The 16,240-nt window shown below is 67.6% G+C and carries 16 protein-coding genes; 10 read left to right on the top strand and 6 right to left on the bottom strand.

Annotation, left to right across the window (positions count from 1 at the left end; genetic code table 11):
- The first annotated feature begins 138 nt into the window (after positions 1-138).
- Positions 139-1,773 (top strand): BCCT transporter, encoded by a 1,635-nt coding sequence (locus TEF_18060; protein ANK82480.1) that lies wholly within the window; start codon positions 139-141, stop codon positions 1,771-1,773.
- 73 nt (positions 1,774-1,846) lie between these two features.
- Here TEF_18060 and TEF_18065 read toward each other — a convergent pair whose 3' ends face one another.
- Positions 1,847-2,785 carry a hypothetical protein gene (locus tag TEF_18065; protein ANK82481.1) on the bottom strand — a complete coding sequence of 313 codons (939 nt, stop codon included), beginning with the start codon at positions 2,783-2,785 and terminating at the stop codon, positions 1,847-1,849.
- A gap of 97 nt (positions 2,786-2,882) precedes the next feature.
- Positions 2,883-4,544: an electron transfer flavoprotein-ubiquinone oxidoreductase gene (locus tag TEF_18070; protein ANK82482.1), complete on the bottom strand. Its 1,662-nt coding sequence runs from the start codon at positions 4,542-4,544 to the stop codon at positions 2,883-2,885.
- 152 nt (positions 4,545-4,696) lie between these two features.
- Here TEF_18070 and TEF_18075 point away from each other — a divergent pair, with 152 nt between their 5' ends.
- From TEF_18075 to TEF_18105, 7 genes are all read left to right on the top strand, one after another.
- Positions 4,697-5,527, top strand: a complete 831-nt coding sequence (locus tag TEF_18075; protein ID ANK82483.1) for a hypothetical protein — start codon at positions 4,697-4,699, stop codon at positions 5,525-5,527.
- A 219-nt stretch (positions 5,528-5,746) separates the two neighbouring features.
- A complete protein-coding gene (locus TEF_18080; protein ID ANK82484.1) occupies positions 5,747-6,349 on the top strand; it encodes a hypothetical protein in 603 nt (200 codons plus the stop codon).
- A 78-nt stretch (positions 6,350-6,427) separates the two neighbouring features.
- Positions 6,428-7,237, top strand: a complete 810-nt coding sequence (locus TEF_18085) for an enoyl-CoA hydratase (protein ANK83591.1) — start codon at positions 6,428-6,430, stop codon at positions 7,235-7,237.
- Positions 7,238-7,253: 16 nt separating this feature from the next.
- The gene (locus TEF_18090) at positions 7,254-7,526 is read left to right on the top strand and encodes a hypothetical protein (GenBank protein ID ANK82485.1); all 273 of its coding nucleotides are present in this window, start codon (positions 7,254-7,256) and stop codon (positions 7,524-7,526) included.
- A gap of 6 nt (positions 7,527-7,532) precedes the next feature.
- The gene (locus tag TEF_18095) at positions 7,533-7,979 is read left to right on the top strand and encodes an acyl dehydratase (protein ANK82486.1); all 447 of its coding nucleotides are present in this window, start codon (positions 7,533-7,535) and stop codon (positions 7,977-7,979) included.
- A 69-nt stretch (positions 7,980-8,048) separates the two neighbouring features.
- Positions 8,049-8,726, top strand: a complete 678-nt coding sequence (locus TEF_18100) for a hypothetical protein (protein ANK82487.1) — start codon at positions 8,049-8,051, stop codon at positions 8,724-8,726.
- Positions 8,727-8,884: 158 nt separating this feature from the next.
- Positions 8,885-10,111, top strand: coding sequence for a hypothetical protein (locus TEF_18105; GenBank protein ANK82488.1), 1,227 nt, complete (start codon positions 8,885-8,887; stop codon positions 10,109-10,111).
- Here TEF_18105 and TEF_18110 read toward each other — a convergent pair.
- Positions 10,093-10,986, bottom strand: a complete 894-nt coding sequence (locus TEF_18110; GenBank protein ID ANK82489.1) for a LysR family transcriptional regulator — start codon at positions 10,984-10,986, stop codon at positions 10,093-10,095. The genes TEF_18105 and TEF_18110 overlap by 19 nt on opposite strands.
- Before the next feature lie 100 nt (positions 10,987-11,086).
- Between TEF_18110 and TEF_18115 the strand changes: the two genes are divergently transcribed.
- Positions 11,087-12,073, top strand: a complete 987-nt coding sequence (locus TEF_18115) for a hypothetical protein (protein ANK82490.1) — start codon at positions 11,087-11,089, stop codon at positions 12,071-12,073.
- A 29-nt stretch (positions 12,074-12,102) separates the two neighbouring features.
- Positions 12,103-13,533, top strand: a complete 1,431-nt coding sequence (gene tldD, locus TEF_18120) for a metalloprotease TldD (GenBank protein ANK82491.1) — start codon at positions 12,103-12,105, stop codon at positions 13,531-13,533.
- A 19-nt stretch (positions 13,534-13,552) separates the two neighbouring features.
- Here the strand turns inward: tldD and TEF_18125 are convergent, their stop codons facing one another.
- The 3 genes from TEF_18125 to TEF_18135 form a co-directional block, all read right to left on the bottom strand.
- Complete coding sequence (locus tag TEF_18125; protein ANK82492.1) at positions 13,553-15,160, bottom strand: peptide chain release factor 3; 1,608 nt, start codon at positions 15,158-15,160, stop codon at positions 13,553-13,555.
- 62 nt (positions 15,161-15,222) lie between these two features.
- Positions 15,223-15,846, bottom strand: a complete 624-nt coding sequence (locus TEF_18130; GenBank protein ID ANK82493.1) for a lysine transporter LysE — start codon at positions 15,844-15,846, stop codon at positions 15,223-15,225.
- Positions 15,847-15,906: 60 nt separating this feature from the next.
- Positions 15,907-16,230, bottom strand: a complete 324-nt coding sequence (locus TEF_18135) for a hypothetical protein (protein ID ANK82494.1) — start codon at positions 16,228-16,230, stop codon at positions 15,907-15,909.
- Positions 16,231-16,240 lie beyond the last annotated feature (10 nt).

Consider the following 16,240-nt stretch of genomic DNA (forward strand, 5'->3'; position numbering starts at 1 on the left):
TCGTCGGTTACCGGCGTTCGGGCGTCGTATTGAGGGGTTACATCTGCCTAATCCGCAGGCACAATGTCATGATTCGGTAAAGGTGGCAGAAGACCGCTGCGCGCAGAAGCCCGACCCAACAGAAACGGAGGGGGGAACATGAGCGATTCCACAGCCGACGCCATTCGGGCGCCGGAAGGACCGGCCGACATCATCGATACAGAGTACGAGATCGGCCAACACAACATTCAGACGAAGGTCGGACCGTTCGGTCTGGACATCCACAATCCGGTCTTTCTTGTCTCGGGACTTGTGATCGTCGCCTTTGTGGTGCTGACGCTGGCCTTCCAGAACAGCCTCGCCCCGGCCTTCGAGAGCCTGAGAGCCTGGCTGACCTCGACGCTGGACTGGTTCTTCCTGCTTTCGGCGAACATCTTCGTGATCCTCTGCGTCGTGCTGATCTTCACCCCGCTGGGCAAGGTCCGCCTGGGCGGCAAGGATTCCAAGCCAGACTATTCTTATCTCGGCTGGTTCTCGATGCTGTTCGCTGCCGGGATGGGCATCGGCCTGATGTTCTACGGCGTCTCCGAACCTATCTCGCATTTCAGTTCGTCGATGGGCGGAACGGCGGTCGGCGACGCCGGCGCACGCACCGACTGGGCGCCGCTGGGCGCCGCGGCCGGCGATCAGCAGGCCGCGCTTTCGCTGGGCATGGCGGCGACCATCTTCCACTGGGGTCTGCACCCCTGGGCGATCTACGCCATCGTCGCGCTGGCGCTGGCGCTGTTCAGCTACAACAAGGGCCTGCCGCTCACCATCCGCTCGATCTTCTATCCGATCTTCGGGGAGCGGGTCTGGGGCTGGACCGGTCACGTCATCGACATCCTGGCGGTCTTCGCCACGCTGTTCGGCCTCGCCACGTCGCTGGGTCTCGGCGCCACGCAGGCCAATGCCGGTCTCGACTTCCTGTTCGGCATCACGACATCGGCCGGCGCGCAGGTCGTCCTGATCCTGCTGATTACCGCGGCGGCGCTGGTGTCGGTGCTCGCCGGCCTGGACAAGGGCGTCAAGCGGTTGTCGGAGATCAACATGCTGCTGGCGATCCTGCTGCTGGGCTTCGTCGTCATCGTGGGGCCGACCCTGGCCATCTTCACCGGCTTCTTCACCAATCTCGGCGCCTATGTCACCGAGCTGGCGCCCCTGTCGAACCCGTTCGGGCGTGAGGACGCGAACTTCAGCCAGGGCTGGACCGCCTTCTACTGGGCCTGGTGGATTTCCTGGTCGCCGTTCGTCGGCATGTTCATCGCCCGGGTCAGCCGCGGCCGCACCGTGCGCGAATTCATGGTCTGCGTGCTGCTGATCCCGTCGATCGTGTCGGTGTTCTGGATGACCGCCTTCGGCGGCACCGCAATCCACCAGATCGTCGATCAGGGCTACACCGCGGTGCAGGAAGCCAGCCTGGAGATCAAGCTGTTCGAGATGCTGGGCGCGCTGCCGCTCGCCGAGATCACCTCGCTGGTCGCGATCATCCTGGTGATCGTGTTCTTCGTGACCTCGTCGGACTCCGGTTCGCTGGTCATCGACACGATCACGGCAGGGGGCAAGGTCAACGCCCCGGTCTCCCAGCGCGTGTTCTGGTGCATCTTCGAGGGCCTGGTGGCGATCGCGTTGCTGCTGGGCGGCGGCCTCGCCGCGCTGCAGGCCATGGCGGTGTCGACGGGCTTCCCGTTCACCATCGTCCTGCTGCTGGCATGCTTCGCCATCGTCAAGGGGCTCAGGTCCGAGCCCAGATAGACGCGCACCGAAGCACTTCACCTCTGCAAGGGGTCGGAGCGCCGCTCCGGCCCCTTTCTTTTTTCCGCTGACGTCACCAGCGCAGGTCGACGTCGAGGGCAAGCTCGGCGTAGACGGCAAAGTGGTCGGAACCTGTCGGCGGCCCGATGTCGACGCGGCGGACACCGAGGCCGGGGCCCAGCCAGACATGGTCGATCGCCAGACCGGCGGCGGCGAAGGTCGAGAACCAGGTGCTGTGCGGCGGCCCGCCGGCGAAGGCGTCGGCCAGCCCGCCAGCCTCCAGCGACTTGTGATAGACGGCGTTCCACGGCGTCAGGTTGAAATCCCCGATCATCGCGACCCGTCCGCTGACGGCGCGTTCTTCACCCGCCATGCCCGCCTGCATGGCGGCGGCCATGATCTGCCGGTCCCGGAGCCGGTGGTAGTCGGCCGACAGGGGCGGCGGCGGATGCAGCACCAGCAGCGCCATGCACTTGTCGGCGTCGAGCTTGCCGCAGAGCCGGATCTCGAGCGTGCGGCCGGAAGGGCCCCCGGCATGCTCGTGGATGCGGAAATCACGGATCGGCGTGCGGCTGAGGATGACGGCGCCGAACACGCCGGGCTCCCCCACCGAGTACGGGTACTCGGGGAAGGTCCGGCGGATGTCGGCGATGTTCCAGGCGAAGACCTCCGTCAGCGCCAGCAGGTCGGGCTGCCGGGCGCGGACGAAGGCGCGGAACTCGAACAGGTCCACCGTGCGCCTGGCCGTATTGTAGAAGACGATCGAGACCTCATGCGCCGCCATCGCCGGCGGCGCCGGGGGCGACTGCAGCGCCGCCGTCGCGACCGGAAAGCCGTTGAGCAGCACCGCCGCCGCCAGCACCGCCGAAGTGCGGCGGCTGCCCAGCAGCAGCGCGAGAACGCACAAGGCGGCGCAGACGATCAGAAGCTGAAGCCGCAGGCTCGCCAGAACGTCGAAGTACCAGATTTCGGCGAAGACGAAACTGCCCGCCGTCGCCAGGAGCACGATCACCGCGATCCCAAAGCCGAGCCGCCTCATGGCCGGCGCCCTCCGTCAGGCGGGTCTCCGGCGCGGCGCGGCCTTCTGCCGGCCCCGCGTTCGCCCGCCGTCACATGTTCGGGTAATTCGGTCCGCCGCCACCCTCCGGCGTCACCCAGACGATGTTCTGGGTGATGTCCTTGATATCGCAGGTCTTGCAGTGCACGCAGTTCTGCGCGTTGATCTGCAGCCGCGGATTGGAACCGTCGTCGTCGCGGACGATCTCGTAGACCCCGGCCGGGCAATAGCGTTGCTCCGGCGCGTCATAGTATTTCAGGTTGTGCTCCACCGGCACGCTGTCGTCCTTCAGCGTCAGATGGATCGGCTGGTCTTCCTCGTGATTCGTGTTCGACAGGTAGACCGAGGACGGCTTGTCGAACGTCAGGACGCCGTCGTACTTCGGATAGTCGATCGGCCTGGCGTCGGACTTCTTCTTCAGCACCTCGTTGTCCTTGTGGCCGTGGCTGAAGGTCCAGGGCACGTTGCCCCGGAAGATCAGCTGCTCGACGCCGGTATAGAGCATGCCGCCGATCAGACCCCACTTGGCGAAGCTCGGACGGACATTCCGGGCCTGGTGAAGCTCCTTGTAGACCCAGCTCTCACGATAGGCTTCCGGATAGGCCTCCAGCACCCTGGCCGGCTCGCCGCCCTCGCCCGCCGCCTGCAGCGCCTCGAAGGCGGCTTCAGCGGCCATCATGCCGGTCTTGATCGCGGTGTGGCTGCCCTTGATCTTGGGCACGTTCATGAAGCCGGCGGCACAGCCGATCAGCGCGCCGCCCGGGAAGGCGAGGTCGGGCACGCACTGCAGGCCGCCCTCGTTGAGCGCGCGGGCGCCGTAGGAGATGCGCTTGCCGCCTTCCAGATAGTGCCGGATATCGGGATGGGTCTTGTAGCGCTGGAACTCGTCATAGGGCGACAGATACGGGTTGGTGTAGTCCAGCCCGATGACGAAACCGATCGCCACCTGGTTGTCCTCCAGGTGGTACATGAACGATCCGCCATAGGTTCCGCGGTCCAACGGCCAGCCGGTGGTATGGACGACCAGGCCCTCCTGGTGCTTCTCCGGGTCGATCTCCCAGAGTTCCTTGATCCCGATGCCGTAGGTCTGCTGCTCGCAGCTTTCCTGCAGGCTGAACCTGTTCATCAGTTCGCGGGTCAGCGAGCCGCGGCAGCCTTCGGCGAAGAAGGTGTACCTGGCGTGGAGTTCGATGCCGGGGGTGTAGCTGTCCTTCTGCTCGCCGTCGCGGCCGATGCCCATGTCGCCCGTGGCCACGCCCTTCACCGAGCCGTCTTCGTGATAGAGCACCTCGGCGGCGGCGAAGCCCGGATAGATCTCGACACCCATCGCCTCGGCCTGCTCGCCCAGCCAGCGGCAGACATTGCCCAGGCTGACGATGTAGTTGCCGTGGTTCTGCATGGGCGGCGGCAGCAGCTTGACCGGCACGCTGATGCTGCTCGGTTCGGTCAGCAGCAGGAACTTCTCGGCGCTGACGGGCACGTTCAGCGGTGCGCCCCGCTCCTGCCAGTCCGGGAACAGCTCGCCGATGCCTTTCGGATCCACCACGGCGCCGGAAAGGATGTGCGCGCCGATCTCGGAACCCTTTTCGAGCACGCAGACCGCGATCTCGTTGCCGGCTTCCTCGGCCATCTGCTTCAGCCGGATGGCCGCCGCAAGCCCCGAAGGTCCGCCGCCGACAACGACGACATCATATTCCATTGAATCGCGTTCCATCCCCAACTCCCTGGCAGAGCCGCCGATGGCGCTGTACCGGCGACCTTCATCACAGTAATGACAGTTCCCACAATTTCAAACGCACGGCAATGGCGGGCGGATCAGCCGTCCGGCGGTGCCATCCGACGCCGAAACGCCTTAGAATGGGGCCTATGGACGACCGGGAAGCCCGATTCAAGTCTGACCTCGCAGCGCTGCAGTTCTACGTCGACGCCGGCGTGGACGTGGCGATCGAGGCCGAGCCTCACGACCGCCTGGCCCCGCCGCCCGCGCCGGCGCCGCAGGTCGAGGACGTCCGGCCGGCCCGTGTCGTAACCGCCGGGACGCCGCGGCAGACCCCGGCGTCGGAGATCGACAGCGACCGCCGGGCGGTGGCCAGTGCGCAGCAGATCGCCCCGGCCTGCGAGACGCTGGAAGACCTCAGGGCCGCGCTGGAGCAATTCGAGGGACTGGCCATCCGCCAGACCGCGACGCAACTCGTCTTCGCCGACGGCAATCCGGAAGCCGAGATCATGATCATCGGCGAGGCCCCGGGACGCGAGGAGGACCGGCAGGGCAAGCCCTTCATCGGCGAGGCGGGACGGCTGCTGGACCGGATGCTGGGCGCGATCGGACTGGACCGGGATTCGGTCTACATCACCAACACGATTCTGTGGCGCCCGCCCGGTAACCGCAAGCCGAACCCCGCCGAGATCCAGGCCATGCTGCCCTTCCTGAAGCGCCATATCGAACTGGTCCGCCCGAAGGTCATGGTGCTGGCAGGCGGCACGGCGCTGTCGGCCCTCTATGACGTGGAGGCGCGGATCACCCGCGAACGCGGCAAGTGGCGGGTCTACGAGGCGAGTTTCGGCCCGGCGCCCGTCCTGCCGATCTTCCATCCCGCCTATCTGCTGCGCAATCCGGCGGCCAAGAAGGAAAGCTGGTCCGATCTGCTGGCCCTGCAGGCGAAATGCGCGGAACTGGGGATCGCCGGCCTGACGTGACCGGTCCTGCCCTCGACGGCCCGAAAACGGCGCGTCATGTTTTCCTGTGGCCAGTGCCCAGCCGGTCTTGGTAACAATACTGCAACATTGCGCCCGTTCAGGGGGAGGTGCGGCCATCAGGTCCCCGGTTTGATGAAATACAATTCCGGCGGGTTCACCGTATTGCTGGAAAGATTCGGGGATGCCGACGCGTTCATTCTCTCCCGATGGGGAGTCCGGATGGCGGTCGCCGGGGGACTGCTGCTCTGGATCGCCGCCATCCCTGTCCTGGACAGGCTGATCGGCCTCGACGATACGGAGCAGGGCGCGGTCGAGAACCTGCAACTGGTCATCCTGAGCGCGGCGGGCGCGCTCTGGCTGCTTGCGGCGGCCCGTCCCCGCCCCGAATTTGCAGAAACATTCCGCGCCCTCGCCCTCGGCGTCGCGGCGGCTTGCATCGCCGGACTGGGACGTGAGGTCACCTGGGGCGAGATCTGGGACTGGCCCGCCGACGCGGTGCTGGCCGCCCATCTGGTCAGCTGGCCTGCCGCCGCCGCCCTGATCCTGGCCGCCTTCTATCGCTGGCTGTGCCGGGAACCCTCGAGACTGGAAGGGCTTCGCAGGGCGTTTGCCTCGATGGAGTTCGAATTCCTGATCATCGGCGTGGGCTGCTTCCTGGCCGCGGACCTGCTCTTCGAGAAGGAACTGCTGCAACTCCATCACGACAAGGTGCTCGAGGAGGCGATCGAACTGTTCGCCTATGCGCTCTGGTTGGCCGGCGCCCTCCATGCCACGCTTCGCGGGCGGAGACGCGGCCGGCGCGGCAGCGCCGCGGCGCGTTAGCAGGTTTGCGCGGGCTCTCTTGAGCCGGCGGCGCGGACGGTGCACCATCCCGGACCGGCATCCTGGGGAGGAATGAAGATGACCGATCGCTACGCCGAGTTCAGCACCTTCGAGGTCGACTATCCGGCCGAACGCGTGCTGCGGCTCACCATCAACAACCCGAAGTCCATGAACTCGCTGGACCAGACGGGCCACAATCACCTGACCTATGTCTGGAACGAGGTCGACAAGGACCCGGATATCTCGGCGGTGATCCTGACCGGCAAGGGCAAGGCGTTCTCGGCGGGCGGCGACTTCAAGATGATCGACGCGATGGTGAAGGACTATCACGCCCGCGTCCGCTCCTGGAAGGAAGCCAAGGACCTCGTCTACAACATCATCAACTGCGGCAAGCCCATCGTCTCCGCAATCAACGGCGTCGCCGTCGGCGCGGGGCTGGTGTCGGCGCTGCTGGCCGACATCTCCATCGCGGCGAAGAACGCCAAGATCGTCGACGGCCACACGCGCCTCGGCGTCGCCGCGGGCGACCACGCGGTGATCAACTGGCCCCTGCTCTGCGGCATGGCCAAGGCCAAGTACCATCTGATGCTGTGCGAGCCGATGACCGGCGAGGAGGCCGAGCGCATGGGTCTCGTCTCCCTGGCCGTGGAGCCGGAAGAACTGGAGGCCAAGGCGCTGGAAGTGGCGACGCGGCTGGCCAACGGCGCGCCCTCGGCGCTGCGCTTCACCAAGTACGCGCTGAACAACTGGTACCGGATGGCCGGCCCCTCCTTCGACGCCTCGGTGGCTCTGGAGATGCTGGGCTTCACCTCGCCCGAGGTCGTCGAGGGACTGAATTCCCACCTGGAGAAGCGCGCACCGGTCTTCGATCCGAAGAGCGACGCCTGAAAAAGGAGAGCACGCGATGGACAGGAATGCATTCGAGGCGGGCCTCGCCCGCGACGGCTTCGACAATGCCGGGGTCAAGGAAATGCCGCCCGGCTGTCACAACGACGCGCATGCCCACGACTTCGAGGTGCGGGCGCTGGTGCTGGAAGGTCATATCAAGGTCGTCTGCGCCGGCGAGACCCGGGAGTGCGGGCCAGGCGACGTGCTGACCATGGCCGCCGGCCGGGAGCATACGGAAGACGTCGGCGCCGACGGCCTGAAGTTCATCGTCGGCCGCAAGTACGGCTGAGGGATCATGAAAGGCGCGTTCGAGGATATCGAGGTCGGCGAGGCCCGGGAGACGGCGAGCCGGACGGTGACGAAGGCGGAGATCCTCGCCTTCGCCGAGGAGTTCGATCCCCAGATCTTCCACCTGGACGAGGAGGCTGCGAAACAGACCGTCTTCCGCGGTCTTTGCGCCAGCGGCTGGCACACGGCCTCGCTGATGATGCGGCTGCAGATGGACGCCTGGAAGTCGAACTATTCCATGGGCTCGCCGGGGTTCGACGACCTGCGCTGGCTGAAGCCGCTCCGCCCCGGCGATACGATCCACGTCCGCGCCACCTGCATCGACAAGACGCCGTCGCGCTCGAAGCCCGACCGGGGCTCCGCCCGCTGGAAGACCGAGGTGGTCAACCAGAAGGGCGAAGTGGTGCTCGACGCCGAACTGATCGGCATCTACCGCAAGCGCGGCGCCAACTGAAACGAGCGTTTCGCCGCCGCCGGGCAGCCGTTATCATCGCCGGAAACCGGATCAACGCGGGAGGGCGACATGGGCCAGTGGATCAAGCTTAAGGCCTCGGACGGCCATGAATTCGACGCCTGGCGGGCCGCGCCCGCCGGCACGCCGAAAGGCGCGGTCGTGGTGATCCAGGAGATCTTCGGCGTCAACGCGCACATCCGCGACGTCGCCGAGGGCTACGCGGCGGAAGGCTACCTGGCCATCGCGCCGGCGATCTACGACCGGATCGAGCCCGGCCTGGAATGCGGCTACACGCCCGAGGAAATCGCCAAGGCCCGCGAATGGCGCGCCGCCTGCGACCTGGACAAGGTGCTGCTGGACATCGAGGCCGCGGTGGACGAGGCGTCGAAGGCGGGCAGGGTCGGCATGGTCGGCTATTGCTGGGGCGGCTCGCTGGTCTACATCGCCTGCTGCCGGATGGGCGACAAGGTCGCCGCCGGCTCGGGCTATTACGGCGGCCAGATCATGCCGCACATCACCGAGGAGGTGAAAGCGCCGCTGATCCTGCACTTCGGCGAGAACGACAAGTCGATCCCGGTGCAGGACGTGCGCAACATCGCCGAGTCCCATCCGGAAGTCGGCGTGCACCTCTACAAGGACACCGGCCACGGCTTCAACTGCGACCACCGCGCCGACTATCACGCCGAGAACGCCCGGGTCGCCAGGGAGCTGACGCTGAAGCATTTCGCCGAGCACGTCGACGCCTGACGGCCCCCGCGCCTCGCGTCCATTACGTGTCGGCGGCGACAGACATCCGATCCTGACGTGTGCACCATTCGGTAACTACGGGGCGGGATGATGCCGTTCGCGGGTCGGGGAACGGCGCGGCGAGGCGCGGATTGTCTGAGCACATACATGCCAGGGAGATGGCGGCGAACCAGGTGATCTTCCGCGAGGGAGAGGCCGGCGACGACGCCTACATCCTGGAGAGCGGACGGATCGAGATATCCATGGGCGAGGGCGATGCGCAACGCGTGATCGCCGTGCTGGAGCCGGGCGAGATCTTCGGCGAAATGGCCCTGATCGCCAACGCCCCGCGTTCGGCCACCGCCACAACGATCGAGCCCTGCACATTGCTGGTGCTGCGCCGCAACCGCCTGATGAAGCCGATCGAGACCGCCGATCCGATCATGCGGCTGACCATCCAGATGATGGTGGAGCGGCTCAACGACGCCTCCCGCTGGAAAGCCGGCCAGCCGCTGATCAGCCAGGGCAGCGAGGCCCAGCGCCGGGCCTTCGCCGAGGTGCGCGAACTGGCGCTCCGGCGCGTGCGCACCGAACGCGAGCTGCGCCGCGCCATCGAGAAGGACGAGCTGACGCTCCACTACCAGCCGATCGTCGGGATCGCCGACGGCAGTCTGGCCGGCTACGAGGCGCTGATGCGCTGGCACCACCCCGAGCAGGGTTTCGTGCCCCCCGCGCGCTTCATCCCCCTGGCCGAGGAAAGCGGCATGGTGGTGCAGATGGGGCGCTGGGCGCTGGAGCGCGGCCTGCAGGAACACGCCGCGATCGTCGCGGTCTACCGCACCGTCCATCCCGGCCAGCCGCCGCCCTTCATCAGCATCAACGTCTCCGCCGCCCAGTTGCACGATCTTTCGGAAATCGACCGCTTCGCCGGCATCATCGAGGCCACGGGCGTCGAGCCGGATCAGATCAAGCTGGAGATCACGGAAAGCCTGATGGCCGACGACCCCGAGCATGCCGCGGAGGCCCTCGGCCGGCTCAAGGATCTCGGCGTCACGCTGGCCATCGACGATTTCGGCACCGGATACTCCAGCCTCAGCTATCTCCATCGCTTCCCGCTGGACACGCTGAAGATCGACCGCTCCTTCGTCAGCCGCATGGACCATGACATGGCCAGCCGGCTGCTGGTGCGCGCGATCGTCGACCTCGCCGCCGATCTCGGCCTGCAGACCGTGGCCGAAGGCGTCGAGACCGAGGCGGAATACGCCGAGCTTGCCGAACTCGGCTGCGACTTCGGCCAGGGCTATCTCATGGCGCGGCCGTGCCCGGCGTCGGACCTGCGCGGTATGCTGGCGCAAGCGGGGCCGGACTGGCGCGGCTGGGGCACGGCTCAGGTTTCCTCGGCATAGGCCGCCAGCCCGGCGGCGAGATGATCGATCAGCGCCCGCACGGCCGGGCTGTTGCGCAGCCGCTCGTGCGTCGCCAGCCAGATCTCCAGCTCCAGGTCCAGCACGCCCGGCAGCACCGGCACGAGCTCGGAGTCGCGGGCGGCCAGCGGCGCCTGGCAGCCACCGATACCGTAGCCCGCGCGCAGCATGGCGAGCTGGGCGGTCTCGGAATCGGTGCGAAAGGCGAAGGTCTCGGCGGAGACCGGCACGCCCTTCGCCGCCATCAGCTGCAGGATGCGCGGGTTGCGGTCATAGCCGATCAACCGGTGCCCGGCGATGTCGCCGATGCCGGCCGGCAGGCCATGGCGGGCGATGTAGCTTCGATGCGCGTAGAGCCCCAGCCGGACCGTCGCCGCACGCCGCGCGACCACTGCGAGCTGTTCGGGGCGCACGGTCCGGACGGCGACGTCCGCCTCCCGCGTCAGCAGGTTCAGCGGCTCGTTGGTCGAGACCAGTTCGATCTCGATCCCCGGATGGCGCTCGGCGAAGAGGGTAAGCATGGGCGGCAGCACCGCCTCGGCCATCACCGCCGGGGCCGTCAGCCGTACCGGTCCAGCGATCGCGCTCTCCGAACCGCCCGCCGAGCGTTTCAGCGCCGAGGCGGCGGCGGCCATCGCCTCGGCATTCGGCGCCAGGCGGAGCGCCAGCGGCGTCGGTCTCATGCCGGCGCGGGACCGCGTGAACAGCGCGCCGCCCAGTTCCGCTTCCAGCGCGTCGATGTGGCGGCCGACGCTGGGCTGCGACAGCCCCAGCGCCCGCGCCGCGCCAGAGAGCCCGCCTTCCTTCAGGACTGCAAGAAAGCTCTGCAGGTGATTCCAGTCGAATTCCGCTTTCATACGAAAATGAATAGATAACTCACGGATTCAGTCAATTTCCATTCGTCATGATCGCGCGCACCTTTCCGTCAGACCTTCGGGAACGCGAAAGGAGCGAGTCATGACGAGAACCATCCTGATCATCGGAGCCACCGGCGGCGCGGGCCGCGCCGTGGCGGAAGCCGCCCTCGCCCGCGGCCATGATGTCCGCGCCCTGCAACGCCGGCCCGAGGCGGCCGAACTCGACCGCCGCATCGAGATCCGCCGGGGCGACGCGATGAACGCCGATGACGTCATCGAGGCCGCCGACGGCGTCGACTACGTCTTCCATGGCGCCAATCCGCCGGGCTACCGGCACTGGGACAGGCTGGTGGAGCCCATGGCCATGAACGCCGCCATGGCGGCGAAGGCCGCCGGCGCGCGGCTCCTGGTGCCGGGCAATGTCTACAATTTCGGTCCCGACCAGTTCCCGCTCATCCGCGAGGATGCGCCCCAGAACCCGGTCTCCGCCAAGGGCGCGGTGCGCAAGGCGATGGAGCAGGCAGTGAAGGCCAGCGGCGCACGGGTGACCATCCTGCATGCGGGCGACTATTTCGGCGCGCAGGCGCCGGCGTCCTGGTTCTCCAACGTGATGGCGAAGCCCGGGCGCGCGCCCCGGCACATCTACTGGCCCGGCGACCGGACAAGCGGTCACGCCTTTGCGTACCTCCCGGACTATGCGGAGGCGTTCATGCGCCTGATCGAACAGGAGAACCGCATGGCGCCCGTTGAGGACCTCCACTTTGCCGGCCATTACCTCGACCCGGGCATTCGCCTGGCCGAGATTGCGACCCGCGCTGCCGGCCTCGAGTCGCGGAAGATCAAGTCCTTCCCGTGGTGGGCGGTGCGCCTGGCCGCGCCATTCGTGCCGCTGTGCCGGGAACTCCTCGAAATGCGCTATCTCTGGTTCACCGACGTGCGGCTGGACAACACCCGGCTGGAGGCCCTGATCGGGCCGGAGCCGCGCACCGCGATCGCCGCGGCGGTCGAGGAAACCATGGGCCGGATGGGCTGCCTTCCGCATGCCGGCACTTGGAGCGGGGCCGAGCCATCCCTATTCTCCGGGTAGCCACCTTCCCGCCTCAGGAGTTTTTCCGCATGTCCGACCTTTCGCAGACCGACGAGCTGTTCTTCGCCCGCGCCGGGCTCGACCGCGCGAAGACCGAACGGCAGGTATCGGAGGCGCTGCAGGGGATGGACGACGGCGAGCTGTATCTGGAGTACAGCCAGTCGGAAATGCTGGCCTTCGATGACGGTCGCCTCCGCAACGCCAGCTTCGACACGGCCCAGGGCTTCGGGTTGCGTTCGGTCGCCGAGGAGGCGCAGGGCTACGCCCATGCCTCCGACCTGTCGGAGGAAGCCATCGGGCGCGCCATCGGGACTGTGCAGGCCGTGCGCCGCGGCCATTCCGGCTCCATGGCCGACGGCCCTGCCGGCACCAACCGCCTGCTCTACGGCGACGAGAACCCCATCGGCTCGCCCAGCTTCGCGGAGAAGGTGAAGCTGCTGCAGGAGATCGACGCCTATGCCCGGTCGAAGGACCAGCGCGTGCAGCAGGTCACCTGTTCCCTCGCCGGTTCCTGGAAGGCGGTGCAGATCATCCGCGCCGACGGCCAGCGCGCCGCCGATATCCGTCCGCTGGTGCGCCTCAACGTCTCCGTCGTCGTCGGCGACGGCGACCGTCAGGAGACGGGCTCCGCGGGGACAGGCGGCCGGACCGGCTTCGAAGCCTATCTGGACCCGGCCCGCTGGCAGGCGGAAGTCGACGAGGCGCTGCGCCAGGCGCTGGTCAATCTGGAAAGCGTCGCCGCCCCGGCCGGCGAGCAGACCGTGGTGCTCGGTCCCGGCTGGCCCGGGATCCTGCTGCACGAGGCCATCGGCCACGGCCTGGAAGGCGACTTCAACCGCAAGAAGAGCTCGGTCTTCTCCGGCCTGATGGGCCAGCGCGTTGCCGCGCCCGGCGTGACGGTGGTCGACGACGGCACCATCGAGGACCGCCGCGGCTCGCTCACCATCGACGACGAGGGCACGCCGTCCAGCCGCACGGTGCTGATCGAGGACGGCATCCTGACCGGCTACATGCAGGACCGCATGAACGCCCGGCTGATGGGCATGAAACCCACCGGCAACGGCCGGCGCGAGAGCTTCGCCCACATGCCCATGCCGCGCATGACCAACACGGTGATGCTGAACGGCGACCGCGATGCGGAGGAAATCCTGCGCAGCGTGAAAAAGGGCGTCTACGCCACCAGCTTCGGCGGCGGCCAGGTCGACATCGTCTCCGGCAAGTTCGTCTTCACCTGCACGGAGGCCTACGAGATCGAAGACGGCCGCATCGGCCGGCCGATCAAGGGCGCCACGCTGATCGGTTCGGGCGAGGAAGTGCTGAAGAAAGTCGCCATGATCGGCAACGACATGGCACTCGATCCCGGCATCGGCACCTGCGGCAAGGCCGGCCAAGGCGTGCCGGTCGGCGTCGGCCAGCCGACCCTGCGCATCGACGGCCTGACCGTCGGCGGCACGGGCTGAACCGGGGCGGCGGCGCCTCTCAGGCGGCTGCTTTCTCGGCCACGCCCGGATCCTTGGTGGCGGTGAAGCGGATCTGCGGCCAGTCCTTCTGGCCGCGGTCCAGATGCCAGGCGTTGCGCGCCAGGTAGACCGGATCGCCCTCGTGGTCGTCGGCAATGGCGGTGTTGTTTTCGTCGCAGAACTTCTTCAGCTCGGCATGGCTGTCGGCGGAAACCCAGCGCGCGGTATACAGCTCGGCCGGCTCGAAGCGGACGGGGACGTTGTATTCCGAGCTGATCCGCTCCTGCAGCACGTCGAACTGCAGCGCGCCCAGCACGCCGACCACCCAGTCGGCGCCGAAGCGCGGCTTGAAGACGCGCGCCACGCCCTCCTCCGCCAGCTGCTGCAGCGCCGCGCCCAGGTGCTTGGCGCGCATGGGGTCGGTGGCCCGGACCCGCTGCAGCAATTCCGGCGCGAAGCTCGGCACGCCTCGGAAACGCAGCTCCTCGCCCTCTGTCAGCGTGTCGCCGATGGAGAGCTGGCCGTGGTTCGGAATGCCGATGATGTCGCCGGGCCAGGCTTCCTCGGTGGTGGCGCGGTCGCCGGCCAGGAACATCACCGGGTTGGAGACGGCGAGCGACTTGCCCGTGCGCACGTGCTTCAACCGCTGGCCGCGTTTGAAATGGCCCGAGACCATGCGCACGAAGGCGACGCGGTCGCGGTGCTTCGGGTCCATGTTCGCCTGGATCTTGAAGACGAAGCCGGCGACCTTGTCCTCCTCGGGCTGAACCATGCGGACGTCCGATTGCAGCGGGCGCGGCGGCGGCGCGAAGGCGCCCAGCGCGTCCAGCAGATCCTGCACGCCGAAGGCGTTCAGCGCGCTGCCGAAGAAGACCGGCGTCATGGTGCCGTCGCGATAGGCCTGGCGGTCGAAGGCGGGGCAGAGACCGCGCGCCATCTCGGCGGTCTCCCGCAGTTCCGCCGCCGGCCCCTCGCCCAGCAGCCGGTCGAGCTGCGCGTCCTCCAGGCCCTTCACCTCAGCGATGCGGTCGCCCTGCTTGTCCTTGGTGCGCTCCATCAGCACCAGCCGGTCGCCCATCAGGTCGTAGCAACCCTGGAAATCGCGGCCCATGCCGATCGGCCAGTTGGCCGGGGTCACGTCGAGGGCGAGATCCTGCTCGATCTCGTCCATCAGTTCGAAGGGATCGCGCGCCTCCCGGTCCATCTTGTTGATGAAGGTGATGATGGGCACGTCACGCAGGCGGCAGACCTCGAAGAGCTTGCGCGTCTGGGGCTCGATGCCGCGCGCGGCGTCGATCACCATCACCGCCGAATCGACCGCCGTCAGCACGCGGTAGGTGTCCTCGGAAAAGTCCTCGTGGCCCGGCGTATCCAGCAGGTTGAAGGCGTGGCCGCCATAGTCGAAGGTCATCACCGAGGCGGAGACCGAGATGCCGCGCTCGCGCTCCATCTTCATCCAGTCGGAGCGGGTGCGCCGCTGCTCGCCGCGCGCGCGGACGGCGCCCGCGGCCTGGATCGCGCCGCCGAACAGCAGCAGCTTCTCGGTCAGCGTCGTCTTGCCCGCGTCCGGGTGGGAAATGATGGCGAAGGTCCGCCGCCGGGCGGTCTCGGTCTCGATGGTGGTCATGGCGGGGGACATAGTGGATTTCGGCCCGCGCGGGAAGTGCGGCGATGCCTGGTCGCCGCGCCCTACGCCCTTCGCACCGCCGCCGTCAGCAGCCCCGCGCCGATCAGGAAGCCGCCGCCGATGCGGTTGACCAGGCGCATGGTCGCGGGCTGTCGAAAGCGGGCACGGAGCGTCCCCGCCGCCATGGCCCAGAGCGCGACATTGACCCCGGCGAGGATGACGAAAGTCGCCTCCAGCACCACGAACTGCATGAGCACCGGCGCGGCCGGGTCGACGAACTGCGGCACGAAGGCGACGAAGAAGACGATGCCCTTCGGGTTGAGCGCCGTGACGACGAAACTCTGCAGGAAGACCGATTGCATGCTGGCCGGAGCGATGCGCTGTTCGAGCGCCGCCGGATCGGGCTTCGCCCGCCAGAGCTTCACGCCGAGCCAGATCAGATAGGCGGCGCCCACGAGCTTCAGCGCGGTGAACAGCGTCGCCGAGGCCGCCAGAACCGCGCCCGCACCGGCCAGCGAGACGGTCATGGCCGTGAAGTCGCCCAGCATGGTGCCCGGCACGGTGCCGAGCGCCGTCCGCCGGCCGCCGTTCAGCGCGTGCGAGACGGCCAGCATGACTGTCGGTCCCGGCACCGCAAGCAACGCCGCGCTGGCGAGGACGAAGGCGATCCAGAGTTCAAGCGGCATGGGCAGGCTCCGTCAATTCAGCCACCTGACTGAATGCAGAAGCCGGCGCTCGCCGCAAGCCTATTGATCCACCTCGATCTCGAGCGCGAGCAGGATCGCGCTCCAGCTCTTGCCGTGGCCGTCGAGGTTGAGCGAGCCGTTGACGCCGCCGTCCAGCGCGCTTTCGAGAACGAAGTTCAGGCCGTGCAGGTGTGGGATCTCGTGGCGGACCACCCGGCCTTTCACCTGTGCGCCGAAATGCGCCTTTACCGCCTCGGTCGTGACCTGGTCGCGGACCAGTTGCCAATCGGCAGGGTCATGGACCCAGAGCGAGATGTTGGAGGTGTCGCCCTTGTCACCGGCGCGGGCATGGGCGATCTCGCGGAGTTCGATCCGGCGGGTCATCGGGTCCGCA

The sequence above is a fragment of the Rhizobiales bacterium NRL2 genome, from assembly GCA_001664005.1.
GTDB lineage: Bacteria > Pseudomonadota > Alphaproteobacteria > Minwuiales > Minwuiaceae > Minwuia.

Bases quoted from the DNA above. Each gene is read 5' to 3' on its own strand.
- TEF_18060 (ANK82480.1), top strand. From the start codon at position 139: ATGAGCGATTCCACAGCCGACGCCATTCGGGCGCCGGAAGGACCGGCC.
- TEF_18070 (ANK82482.1), bottom strand. From the start codon at position 4,544: ATGGAACGCGATTCAATGGAATATGATGTCGTCGTTGTCGGCGGCGGA.
- TEF_18075 (ANK82483.1), top strand. From the start codon at position 4,697: ATGGACGACCGGGAAGCCCGATTCAAGTCTGACCTCGCAGCGCTGCAG.
- TEF_18080 (ANK82484.1), top strand. From the start codon at position 5,747: ATGGCGGTCGCCGGGGGACTGCTGCTCTGGATCGCCGCCATCCCTGTC.
- TEF_18085 (ANK83591.1), top strand. From the start codon at position 6,428: ATGACCGATCGCTACGCCGAGTTCAGCACCTTCGAGGTCGACTATCCG.
- TEF_18090 (ANK82485.1), top strand. From the start codon at position 7,254: ATGGACAGGAATGCATTCGAGGCGGGCCTCGCCCGCGACGGCTTCGAC.
- TEF_18095 (ANK82486.1), top strand. From the start codon at position 7,533: ATGAAAGGCGCGTTCGAGGATATCGAGGTCGGCGAGGCCCGGGAGACG.
- TEF_18100 (ANK82487.1), top strand. From the start codon at position 8,049: ATGGGCCAGTGGATCAAGCTTAAGGCCTCGGACGGCCATGAATTCGAC.
- TEF_18105 (ANK82488.1), top strand. From the start codon at position 8,885: ATGGCGGCGAACCAGGTGATCTTCCGCGAGGGAGAGGCCGGCGACGAC.
- TEF_18110 (ANK82489.1), bottom strand. From the start codon at position 10,986: ATGAAAGCGGAATTCGACTGGAATCACCTGCAGAGCTTTCTTGCAGTC.
- TEF_18115 (ANK82490.1), top strand. From the start codon at position 11,087: ATGACGAGAACCATCCTGATCATCGGAGCCACCGGCGGCGCGGGCCGC.
- tldD (ANK82491.1), top strand. From the start codon at position 12,103: ATGTCCGACCTTTCGCAGACCGACGAGCTGTTCTTCGCCCGCGCCGGG.
- TEF_18125 (ANK82492.1), bottom strand. From the start codon at position 15,160: ATGACCACCATCGAGACCGAGACCGCCCGGCGGCGGACCTTCGCCATC.
- TEF_18130 (ANK82493.1), bottom strand. From the start codon at position 15,846: ATGCCGCTTGAACTCTGGATCGCCTTCGTCCTCGCCAGCGCGGCGTTG.
- TEF_18135 (ANK82494.1), bottom strand. From the start codon at position 16,230: ATGACCCGCCGGATCGAACTCCGCGAGATCGCCCATGCCCGCGCCGGT.